We start from the raw sequence: 13,170 nt of genomic DNA, 5'->3' as shown, positions 1-13,170 counted from the left end.
TATAAATTGTTATCTGATAAGTGTTATCGTTCCTTTTTTCATCACTTTAGTTCCATCGTTAGATATCACTTCAATCATGTAAACATAAACCCCACTTGGCTGTGCAACACCTCTAAAAGTTCCATCCCAGCCTGTTGTTGTAGAATCGACCTGATAAATAAGCTGACCCCATTGCGTGTAAATACTCATTTTTACCGATGCTATGGTTGTTCCGTAAACTAAGAATATATCATTCTTGCCATCGTTATTTGGGGTAAAGGCATTCGGAATATAAATTTCATTACCTAGCGGATTCGCAGCTTTGCCCGTTAATGGATTAGAGTTTGTACTGGTTTGACAAGCAATCTGACCAGTTGTTCTCACCACTATGGTAACACCTTGGTCTGGTTTTAAGCCACTAACAACATGCCTTGTAGCATTTGCTCCTTCAGACGGGCGAAGCCAGGTTAAACCATTATTAAACGATATTTCATAACCCGTTGCGCCAGATACAGGAGTCCATGCAAAAATTACACTGTTGCTCGTGGTACTTTCTACCCTAACAATTGGTGCAGTAAGTATTGGTAAAACTGTTATGGTAATTGGTGTTCTGGTTACACTTGTACAACCCGAAGCATTAGAACTTTCTACGTAGAAAATAGTTGTACCGGTTATAGCTGGTGTTGTAAATGTACTTCCCTGACCAATTGATGTTCCTCCAGCGCTTGCCGTGTACCAATTATAAGTTAAAGCTGCATCTGGATTTGCAACGGTTAATGTTGCTGAGCTTCCACCGCAAATTAAATTACTTGCAGCATTCAATTGCGCTGGGGCCAGCGGAACAGGAATAACGGTTACATTAACCAAAGTTCTGGTGGTAGATGCGCAATTACCTGAAACAGATTCGACATAAAATGTGGTATTTGCGGTCACCGCACCTGTATTAAAATTTGCACCAGAGCCTACAATACTACCACCTGTAGCGTTTGTGTACCAATTATAAGTATAACCTGCCTGGGAATTCGTAACACTCAACACGGTTGAACTTCCTGAGCATACACTTACTGCTGATGATGCAACCGTGGTAGTTGCCGGACGCTGATTTACACTCACACTTACCATTGTACGCCCAGCCGAATTGGCACAGCCTGCTGCACCAACAGCCTGTACATAATAGGTTGTATTTGCATTAAGGATAGGTGTTGTGAAAGATGTTCCTGTAAATATTAAATTTCCACCAGTAGCACTATTATACCATTCGTAGATTATTCCCGTTTGTGCTCCCTGAACAATTAAGGTTGTTGCATCGCCTGCACAAATGGTTGTACCCGAACTTGATATTACCGGACTTGTAGGCACAGCACTAACATTTACCGCTACAACTTTTGCATTACCAGCAGCATTTTCACATTTATTGTCGCCTTTTACTGTTACGTAATAGGTAGCATTTGCATTTAAAACTGGTGTAGTAAATGATGCTCCGATAAATGAAATGTTTGTTAAAGCAGCATCACTATACCAGGTAAATATTGGGTTAGTAACAGTAGTGCTGCTTGCGGTTAATACCGTTGCAGAGCCCGCACACGCCGAAGTATTCCCCGCAACCACAATATCAGTTGTGTTGGCTAATGGATTTACAGTTATGGTAACAGCCTTAGCATTAGCTGCATTATTTTCGCATTTATTGCTTCCTTTAACTGTAACATAAAATGTTGTTGTTCTGGTAACCGAATTAACATTGTATGTTGGCCCTGTAAATACCGGAACTGTTAAAGATGCATCGCTGTACCAGGTAAACACAGGCTGCAAAACCGTTAAGCTTGATGCCATTAAAGTTGTAGAATTACCCGAACAGATATTTACATTATTCAGCGTAATATCTGCAGCTGTAGCATAATCTTTAACAGTAACTGTTATTGCTTTTGCATTTGCCGGGGTATTTTCGCAACTATTACTTCCTTTAACAGTTACATAGAAAGTTGTGGTAGCGCTCAAAGGAGCCGTTGTGAAGGAAGCTCCCACAAAAGCTACGCTGGTTAATGCCGCATCATTGTACCAGGTAAATACCGGATTTAAAATTGTTGTAGAAGATGCTGACAATGATGCTGCAACATCTTTGCAAATCGTATTAAAACCTGTAATGTTGATATCAGAAGCTGAAGCTATTGTATTTACTCTTATGGTGATGGCCCTTGCATCTCCGGTTAAATTTTCACATTTATTGCTTCCTTTTACTGTAACATAATAGGTAGTTTCTGCTGTTAAGGCACTGGTGTTAAATGTGGCTCCAACAAAAGCTACGCTAGTTAAAGCGGCATCGTTATACCAGGTAAAAACAGGATTAATTACCGTTGTAGAACTGGCGGATAATGATGTTGCTGCGCCAGAACAAATAGCAGAATTGCCTGATACATTAATATCTGCAGCATTTGCTGATGGATTGATATTTACATTTACCACTGCTGCATTTCCTACCGTATTTGCACAACGATTGGAACCACTAACCACAACATAATAAGTTGTTGCTGCTGTAATTTGTGGCGTAGTGAAGGTATTGCTTGATGATACCTGATTAGTCAAAGCCGCATCGCTATACCAGGCAAACACCGGATTTGTTACGGTTGTACTGCTTGCGGTTAAAGTTGTAATTCCATTATCACATAGTGATGTATTTCCACTAATTATGATATCACTTGCTAATGCATTTTGGTTTACAGTAACTGTAACAGCCGTTCTGGTAGCATTTGCACAGCCAGAAACAGATGCAGCTTCAACATAATACATATAAGTGCCCGGCTGTAAATTTGCAGATGTAGTGAAACTGCTACTATTGCTAACCAACAGACTGCCTCCTGTAGCAGCATCGTACCAATTATAAATAACACCAGCCACAGCCTGCACATTAATAGTAGTAGAATTATTTACGCAAGTGTTTGCCGGATTTGCTGATGCAATTACCGGCACGGCTGGTGGAGCAGCAATGGTAACAGTTACTAATACTTTAGGACTTTCGCAGCCATTATTGCCTTTAGCTGTTACAAAGAAATTATGATTCCCGATAGGTAGTGTAGGGTCGGTTAAAAATGTGGTACCAGTAGCTTTAAGTACATTATCCTGATACCATGTGTAAATAGTATTTGGTTTTGGATTGCTAACATTTAAAAGCGCTGACGAACCCAAACAAGCCGTTGCAGTTGCTGAGCTAACTTCTGGTACGGTAATAGAACGCTGAGCATAATTAAAATTAATAGTGTTTAGTACACCAATAAGACCAGAGTAAATGCGAAGTTCGGCTCCATCAAATGGTTGAGTGGGTACGAAAGTTAATATTGCATCGCCTCCATTGGATGCTAGTTCTATTTTTACAGGCTGACTATTTAATCTGATTTCATCAGCATTGCTGGTTGAGCCATTGTAGGTTGTTAGACTGATATTAGGAAAAACCGAAGCACTTAACAAGTTTGCTGGAGATGAAATTTTTATGCGGAGTGTATCTCCAACATTCGATAACCCACCTGCAAAACCAACCCTTTGAAATACGTAAGCATTTGCTATGCCCGCTGTAACGAACAGTGTTGATGCTGAACTTACGTCGTTATCAACAGCTGCAGGTGCATTAAATACGCCCGAACCGATATTTCCGCCTACATTTCCGGTTGCTAAACTAACACTTGCCGTTCCACATGGTGCAGAACCAGGTAACGCAGGGTTAACATTTACAGTTACGGCTATAGCTGCAGAATTACCACAAGTTGTTTCATTTCTTACATAATAAATTGTACTCGAGGTTAATATTGGTGTGGTAAAAGTTGCATCTGATGATACAAGATTTGTAAGTGCTGCATCGCTGTACCATCTGATGGTATTTCCGCCTATTGATGATGTTGCTGTTAATATTGCTGTACTACCAGATGTAATGGTTACAGTTGTTGGAGAAACAATTGGCAAATCAGGACCAGCACCTATGTTTACGGTTGCAGTAGTTCTCGAAGCAGAAACTCCACAACTATTTACGGCCTCAACCGTGTAGGTTGTATTAGATAATGGATTAACCGTTAAGGTTACTCCATCAGGCCCCGCAGAAATATTACCTGCAGTGTACCATTTGTATGTTTCCCCGGCTATTGGATTTTTTACTTGCAAAATAACAGGATTAGCGGCGCAAGCATTAACTGCAGACGCTAATAACTCTGGAGCTAGCGGCAAAGCAGATATGGTTACCGCTACCGGTGTTTTTGCACTCACACAACCGCTGGAAGATACTACGGCAACAAAATATTGAGTATTTGCAGTTAAGTTTGGTGTTGTAAATGAAGTTCCATCTGCCAATGCATTTTGATTTGCATCAAACCATCTGTATGTAAAACCTGCCACCGGATTGGAAACCTGTAGTGTTGCAGTAGTGCCAGCACATGTGATAACATTTGCAGATAGAACTTCAGGTGCTTTCAAAACACGCTGCATGTAATTTAAATTTATGGATGACAGAGCACCTGCAATTCCTGAATTTAAACGCAATTCCGCTCCATCAAAGCTTGCTGATGGAATTAAAGTAATTAATGCCTGCGAATTTCCGCTTAAAAGTCTAACATTAAGTATTGCATTGTTTAAATTAACAACATCACCATTTGATACACCATTCAAATATGTTGTGATTTGAAGATTGCTAAGTATGCCAAGGGATAATAGTTTTCCTGGAGATGATATTAAAACTTTTAAAGTATCACCAACTCTAGAAGCACCCGGAAATGACAGATTTTGATAAACCGAAGCTGCAATTCCTACCGGCATTACAAGTGTTGAAGAAGTTTGTGCATCAGTATCTATTGCAAGGTTTGGATTAACAACCCCGGCTCCAATGGCTATTCCAGATACTCCGTTACTCTGACTTGTTGCAGCTTCACAAGGAACAATAACCGGAGTACCAACGCCGCTAACGGTTATGGTAACTTGGACTCTGCTTGCAGAAGGACAACCATTTGGAGAAACACTCTCCACATAATGACTTGTATTTGCGGTAATTGGAGGCGTTACAAATGTTGCTCCAGTAAACACCGGACTTGTAGCATTTGCACTATCATACCAGTTAAATGTAACGTTGGTTTCTGTTGATGAAGCCGACAGCGTAACTGTTTGACCTGATGGTACAGACAAAGAAGATGCTGTAACTACTGGAAGTACCGGTGCAGGATTTACATTTACCGCAGCCGCAACCCTTGCATTACTTATGCAACTTCCATTAGCTGCTTCCAGGTAATAAGTGGCATTAGCAGTTAATATTGGCGTTGTAAAAACATTGCCGGTAAAAACTGGTGATCCGCCTGTGCTATTGGTATACCAATTGTAAGTTAGAGTTGCATCTGGAATATTTACCGAAAGAGTTGCAGACGAACCTGAACATACATTTGCAATCGGCGCCAAAACCGGAGTTGCTATTGCCTGAATAACAGTAACAGTGACAGGGATTCTGGTTGGATTTGCACATGTACCTCTGCTCACCTCAAGGTAATAAATAGTTGTTGCAGTAAGTGCTGGTGTGGTAAAAGTTTCTCCGGTAGCTAACAAATTTCCTCCGGTAGGTGCATCAAACCATCGCAGGGTAGTCGCTCCACTTGCTGTAGCAGATAAATTTACAGCAGTGTTGGCGCAAATGGTTTGTGAGCCGCTTGTAATGGTTGGAGATGGATAAACTATTGTTGCGCCATAAACATCTAGGCTCGAAATGGCAGAAGCTAAACCTCCGATTCTAACTTCTACGCGATCAAATGCTGCAATTGCCGGTAAAATTGCCTCAAAACGAGTTCCACCTAAAAGCGTTAATCTTAACAGTGATGAATTTAACGGATAGCTTGCAACAACCGCATTTCCATTCATTACGTTCACAGTAATGTTTCCTAAAAGGGATAAATCTAATAATCCGGTAGGTAAGCCTAAATCTAAACGAACACTATCAGTTGCTGTACCAGCCGAATTAAATATTAATTGCTGATAGCCCGTAGATAATGCACCAACAGCTAATGTTATTCTGGTAAAATTATTTGGATTAGCATCAGTTGAATTGCCTGCACCATTAATTCCACATAAAATACAGATGCCTGTGATACCAGAATTTTGTGTACCGGCTGCATTACATACCGTATTTCCAACTCCGTTAATTACGGTAACTGTTACCGGTACGCGAACGGCGCTTGTGCAACCACTTGCATTTATGGTTTCAACATAAAAAGTTGTGGTTGTATTTAGAGCAGGTGTTGTAAAATTTGAGCCAGAAGCTAATTCAGTTCCACCGGTTGGGGCGGCAAACCAATGTATAGAGCTTCCGGCATCAGCGGTAGCTATTAATGTAGTTGTTTGCCCTGCATTAATTACCTGATTATTGGTGGAAACAACCGCCGGGTTAGCCGCAGGATTAATGCTTACATCAACCGCTGTTCTGGCGCTTATTGCCGATCCAGATACTGCTTCAACATAGAAAGTAGTATTCGCTGTTAAAGGACCAGTGTTAAACAGACCATTACTATTCGTTGCTAATGGCGTATTTCCTGTTGATGCATACCAGTTGTAGGTTACACCAGCTTGTAAATTGCTCACATTTAATGCTGCTGAGCTGCCTGAACAAACCGAAACAGATGCTGCAATTGGCTGACTTACAGTTACGATGATAATGTAATCTGTATTAACAATATTTCCAGTTGCATCTGTAGCCGTTAATGCTACAGTAAATGTACCGCCAACTGTTGGAGTTCCCGTAATTTCTCTGGTTGTGGTATTAAAATTTAACCCCGGAGGCAGGTTTGTTGCCGTATAATTATAAGGTGGCGTACCTCCACTTACCGCAGGCAATGTTTGAGTTGGATAAGCAATCCCTACTGTACCATTTGGTAATGAAGCTGTTGGCAACGATAGCACACCAATTACACTTAAGGGATAAGAATTATTTGCAGTATTACCTTGCGAATCGGTTACACTTACCAGTACAGAATAGTTACCCGCTTGAGTAGGTGTTCCGGTAATTTCTCTGGTTGATGCGTTAAATGTTAAACCCGGAGGTAAACCCGTGGCAACATAAGTATAAGCGCCAACGCCCCCTGTGGCAGAAGGAATTAGTTGAGCCGGATAAGATGCTCCAACAGTACCGCTCGCCAATGTTGATGGTGGTAATAATAATGGGTCGGTTACGGTAATGGTATAATTTGTGGTTATCGTTCTACCATCGGCATCGGTAACCGTAATTGGAACAGTAAATGTTCCGCTTACAGTTGGCGTACCCAAAATTTCTCTTGTAACTGGATTGAATGTTAAACCAGCCGGAACTGAAGTAGCACTATAACTATAAGGACCAACACCACCTGTAGCTGATGGAATAACTTGTGGCGTGTAAGCTCTACCCGTAACACCATTTGCAAGTGTGGCGGCGGGCAAAACTAATGGATTGATAATTTTTACAACAAAGCCAGATGTTACAGCATTTCCATTAACATCTGTTACCGTAACCGGAATATTATAAGTTCCAACGGCAGTTGGTGTACCGGCTATTTGTCTGGTTGTGGGGTCGAAGGTTAAACCTGGAGGAAGATTAATTGCCGAATAAATATATGGCTCAGTTCCACCTGTAGCTGTGGGAATAGTTTGTGGAGGATACAAAACACCCGTCACTCCATCTGGGAGATTTCCTGGCGTTAAAGCCAAAGCGCCGGTAACTATTAAATTGTAGTTTGCAGTTACGGTGCAGCCTTTACTATCTGTTGCAACTATCGAAAAACTTGCCGTTCCACTGGCAGTTGGTGTACCTAAAATTGTTCCATTTGCAGATAAAGTTAAACCAGCAGGCAATGTACTTCCGCTTGCTAAAGAATATGTAAATGTTGGTGTTCCGCCAGTTGCTAAATCAACTTGTTTACTATATTGAAAACCAACGGTAGCATTTGATAAAACAGAGGAATTAAAAACAATAGCTGGATTTACAGTTATTGAAACTGGAACCCGAACTGATTCTTCTGTACATCCCAATCTTCTTGCCGCAACGTAATAAACCTTATTTGCTGTTAGCTGAGGAGTTGTAAAAGTACCATTGAAAGCAGTGGTAGCTAGTGCAGCTCCGCCCTCCGCAACATCGTACCAACGTAAATCATTTGTATTTGGCGTTGTGGCCGATAATGTAGCGGTTGTGTTAAAACAGGCATTCACCGCATTTGAGCTTGGCAAAACAAATGTTGGTCTGGCTGCCGAACGGGTTAAGCCATAAATTAATATGGTTTGGGTTAAATTAACATTTAATAAAGATGACAAGGTTACTTGTACCCTATCAAAAGTCGCCCCTGGTGCAAACGGAATGGTAATGGGTTGTCCGCTACCGAGCGAATTTAACAATTCGACACTTAACAAAGTTGCCGCATTCTGACTAAAAACCTGCGTTTCACCATTGTAGGCGGTAACAGCTAATCTATTTAAAACGCCTGCATTTACTAAATTCCCTGAAGCTGCAATTCTTAAATTGATTTCATCTCCATTATTGGATGGGGCATTGAAATAAAAATTCTGACTTATAGAGCCGGCAACACCCAAAGCACCTAAACTTAGCTCTGAATAGTTTGTTTTGTCTGCATCTATAGCAAAACTCGAATTTGTAACACCTGCTTTTCCTAAACCAAGTGCATCAACCGTTAAACCATTGCCTTCAAAACCGGTTGCGAAGGCTTGTGCGCAGGCATCTGTACCAGAGGTATAAAAGGCGTAATAAACCTTTGTATTATTTAAGGTTCCTAATAAAAGTGCGCTTGTGGCATCTTTAACATAAACCCTGTCATAATCTACAGTTGGCCGAAGCGCAACATAAAAATATCCATTTGCATCCTTAACCAAACGTAAATTAGAGCTGGTAAATCCATTTACACTTGTTCCTGACAAGACGGTAACTCCGTTTGAATTTCTCGCACCTACATCAATCGAATGATTACCTAATGCAACACCACTCAATAAACCACCTAAATTTCCGCCTAAAAGTTGATTCAAAAGTGTTGGGTCGGCATCAATTCTAATGTACGATGTTGTACCAGCTGGAATAGTATTCTGAAATTTTAATTCGATCTCTCCAGTATATGCACCTATACCTACAGCTAAACCACCAGAAGATTTTACGGTTGCAAATGTTAATTCATCAGCTGTAATTGCATCGGTAGCATTATCAACCGTTGGTGTTAAATAGCAACCGAATAAACCTAAAGTTCCACATCCTGTTAAACTCGATTGTCCGTTAGGGGAAACCGAGCTTACTGTATTTGCATAAATTTTTGTTTGTGCATACGATCTAAGGTTTAAAATCGTTATTAAAACAGCTATCAGAAAAATTTGAATTGCAATAGGTTTCCCGAACCGGGAAAAAGTAGTAAAGTTTTTCATCATACAAGCGCAATTAGGGATAATTTGTTTTTTCAAGAAATTGGATTACATCCCTCTTAGGAGTGTTTTCTTATCTTATTTGTAAATCTACGCTAGAGAGAATCATTAAGATTTATCCATTATTGTTCATTAATCTGAGGATTTGCGCTGTTCATTTTATTCATAGGGGAAATGTTACTTAAAACTATTTCGGCTATTGCATATTTTTTATGACATTAGTATCATCATCCTCTGATTAATGAATACAACTGAATTGCTCTCTCAGCTAAGGAAATTCGTTCTTATAAAATCTGGTTTAAGGAATATCGATCCAGCCCATTGTAAGACAATTTCAGAGCTAATTTTTAAGGAAACTAAAAACTACGTCAGCGAAACCACGGTAAAGCGCTTTTTTGGTTTTGCACAAACTCTACATAAATTTTCGCTTTTTACATTAAATAGCTTATCTCAATATATTGGTTATTCTGATTGGGAATCTTTCTGTAAAGAGAAAGAGCATGAAGTTTCTGATGTTGATGATGTATGGCAAAGTTTAAATATCAGAACTCAAGCCATTACGGATGTATCTTTAATAGCCAAGAAAAATTCATCAGGTGTACCTTTTACAGCTACCTCAAAGCGGAATTTCTTATACAGTGATTTTGACTATTTCTTAAAAAACGATTATCAGTTTACAACCATAAGTGCTCAGCCCGGACAAGGAAAATCGATATTAATTGCTCATTTAGTTGAACATTTTTTTTATAGCGAAAATGCACCATACAAATCAGATGTAGTTTTATTGATTAATTCTGGTACAATCAGCGATATTATTCAGAATGGCTTATCACTTAAAGAATGGTTTTTAAAAGAATTTAAATTTGCCGGTGTTAGTGAATTAATTGCATACTTTTTAAAAAACCCTAAACTCTGCAAAGGGCGTATTGTACTTATTGTTGATGGTATAGATCAATATTTAGCAATCGATAAATACTTTAAAATATTTGTAGATTTTCTACACAGTATCCAGCATAGTAATTTTATTAAAATTGTAATTGGTTTAAGGGTTAATAATTGGGTAAACCTGCAACCAGCCATTACAGGCTCGGCATTTCTTACCAATTCCTGGTACAAAGGTTTATTTTTTGATGAAGATAAAAACACCAATATCCCTGCGCTAAATCAAGAAGAAATTCTATTTACACTTAGTAAAATTGAAGGAAAACCAGTGTATGAAAGTGATTTGCATCCTGGTTTGTTGAATCAATTTAGAACACCATTTTGGTTGCAGATATATTACACACTAAAACAGGAAACAAAAGTTTTGAAGCTTAGCAATCAACTGCTCTGTTTGGAACTAATTAACTATTTTTTAGAAAACAAGGTATTTTTATCCAAAAACAGCACCGAAAAAATTTTTATTCTTAAAGAAATCAGTCGGGAAATATCAAAAGGGGCGATATACCATCGCGTTGCTAAAGAAAAGATACTTCCACACACGGTAAAGTATTCTGAAGCCTATCAGGAGCTTCTTTACGGTGGTATTTTAATAGAAGAAAAAAGATTATCAACTGCAATTCCTACGGAGATAGTTAAGTTTTTAAGTGATGATATTTATACTTACTTCCTCTTTCTACAGCTAACGGAGAAATTTGAATTTAAGCCCAATAAAAGTTTCTTCGAAGAAATCTTATCTAATTACGCTAAAGAGCAGATTTTACGACAACACCTGATAAACTGGAGCATTAAATTTTGCATTAACAGAGATGAAATATCAGCGCTTAAAAACATTTTCAAACTTCCATTTACAAATGAGGAGAAAAATAAAGCTTATGATTTTATATGTGATGTAGCCCTTTTCGAACTTGAGAAAAACGACTCAAAATTTAATACCCAAAGCATAGATATTCATTTTGTAGATTTATTAGTATCTGGACAGGTTATTAGCCAGAATTACAAAACGCTGATTAAAAATTTATCTGAGCGGGTTTTTGATGAAAACATACAGATGATTTTGCATGTAATTAGCAGCAGCATTGCCATATTAAATTTAGATAAAGTTGCCTTAGCAGAGAGCATGCATCTGTTAAAACGATACAATAAAAAGCTGTTAGAATTATTTCCAATTAATCCTTACGATTTAATTTCATTTTTTAATAATACGCTAATAGGCAAGCCAAATAACAGCGCCAGCCTTTTTGAAAAAATTAATAAGTTTTGTATTGAGGTACATAAAAGTAAGCCATTACCCAATGATATGCTGGGGGGAAGCTGTGAAATGATTACCTACCGCTTGGTGCTGATGGTATTATTTAGCAACAAAAATTATATAGAATGCATACATCTATTGGAAGCCATACTAAAGAAATATCCTAAAATATTTTATCTGCGCTCTTCGGTTTTCTCTTCGTACCTGTTAATTATTATGGCCCAAACCACGCTAAAGTTAAATCGCTTAAAAACTACCCAAAGGATTATTAAACTTTTAGGCAATTATCTAAGCAATCCTAACACGTATTATACATCATATACAGAAGCATCATACATTTCTGCGAAAGCAAATTTCTTAAACCATACAGGTAATTATAAAAATGTTATTATTGAAGCTTCTAAGGGTATTGAGTTTGCAAACAAACATAACTTACCCATTTTCGTAATTGCTTTTCTGCTCTTAAAAATCAATGCTCTAAAACATATTAATAATGGCGATGGAGTTTCAATAACCATAAAAGGTTTATTGAATTACATAAACGTAAATAAATTAACCCTCCCCGATTATGTTAATTTAAACGACGAAGGCTTTAGCCATACTTTTAAAATCCTAAAATCGCACAAACAAAATTAGTATAGAAATAATTCTTACTAAATCGATTTGTAACAGTTTCAACGCACATTATCGTTAATTACGAAAAGCTTCCAAGTATTTATTATTTTCGAAATAAAAAAAATACCTGATGAAAAAATCGCTAATACTTCTTGCCGTTTCCGCTATGTTTTGCGCAACAACTATGGCTCAAGAAGCAAACACATTAACTAAAAAAGAAGTTAAAAAAGGCTGGAAATTGTTGTTCGATGGCAAATCTTTAAACGGTTGGCACACCTATTTGAGAGACACGGTAGGTTCTAAATGGACTGTACAAAATGGCGCAATTGTTTTCGATCCAACAAAACCAAGAAATGGTGGAGGCGATATTGTTACAAATGAGGAATATGAAAACTATGAATTAAACCTGGAATGGAAAATTTCTAAAGGCGGAAACAGCGGAATTATTTTTGATATTCAGGAAAATCCAAAATTTAGAGCCACTTATTTAACAGGACCTGAAATGCAGGTTTTGGATAATATCGATGCAGATGATAATAAGAAAGAAAACCACCTGGCTGGATGTTTATATGATATGGCTGGTGATGCAACGGTATCAAAACCGAAACCAGTTGGCGAATGGAATAAAGTGCGTTTGATACAAAATAAAGGACATTTAACTTTCTACTTAAATGGCACTAAAACTTTTGACGGACAAATTGGTAGTGATGAATGGAACAAATTGGTTGACAACAGTAAATTTAAGGATAAAGCTTTCGCAAATTTTGCTAAAGTAGCCAAAGGAAAAATTGCATTACAAGAGCATCCAGGCTCTAGCCAATGGAGAAATATTAAGATTAAGCAATTGTAAAATTGCTTAAATTTTCGTCATTCTCCACGAAAACGGGAATCTTAAAGCACAATACAAATCGCTTTAAGATTCCCAATTGAATTGGGAATGACGAAATTTAGTTATCATTCTCTTCACTTTATGGCGAAAGCGGGAAATT

Annotated in this window: 3 protein-coding genes; 2 read left to right on the top strand and 1 reads right to left on the bottom strand. The window is 38.3% G+C overall.

From position 1 onward, the window contains the following. Positions 1-9: 9 nt before the first annotated feature. Complete coding sequence (locus LUA86_RS13590; RefSeq protein WP_231463608.1) at positions 10-9,381, bottom strand: putative Ig domain-containing protein; 9,372 nt, start codon at positions 9,379-9,381, stop codon at positions 10-12. 235 nt (positions 9,382-9,616) lie between these two features. On the opposite strand from LUA86_RS13590, the gene LUA86_RS13585 reads away from it, so the two are divergent. Further along, on the top strand, positions 9,617-12,202 hold the full coding sequence (locus LUA86_RS13585; protein WP_231463607.1) for a hypothetical protein: 2,586 nt from the start codon (positions 9,617-9,619) through the stop codon (positions 12,200-12,202). A 109-nt stretch (positions 12,203-12,311) separates the two neighbouring features. Continuing rightward, positions 12,312-13,031 (top strand): DUF1080 domain-containing protein, encoded by a 720-nt coding sequence (locus LUA86_RS13580; RefSeq protein WP_231463606.1) that lies wholly within the window; start codon positions 12,312-12,314, stop codon positions 13,029-13,031. The last annotated feature ends 139 nt before the right edge of the window (positions 13,032-13,170 follow it).

The organism is Pedobacter sp. Leaf132, assembly GCF_920984695.1.
GTDB lineage: Bacteria > Bacteroidota > Bacteroidia > Sphingobacteriales > Sphingobacteriaceae > Pedobacter.
Note: the sequence above shows the minus strand (reverse complement) of the source record. Positions and strands in the feature narration are given on the sequence as shown.

Bases quoted from the DNA above. Each gene is read 5' to 3' on its own strand.
- LUA86_RS13580 (WP_231463606.1), top strand. From the start codon at position 12,312: ATGAAAAAATCGCTAATACTTCTTGCCGTTTCCGCTATGTTTTGCGCA.
- LUA86_RS13590 (WP_231463608.1), bottom strand. From the start codon at position 9,381: ATGATGAAAAACTTTACTACTTTTTCCCGGTTCGGGAAACCTATTGCA.
- LUA86_RS13585 (WP_231463607.1), top strand. From the start codon at position 9,617: ATGAATACAACTGAATTGCTCTCTCAGCTAAGGAAATTCGTTCTTATA.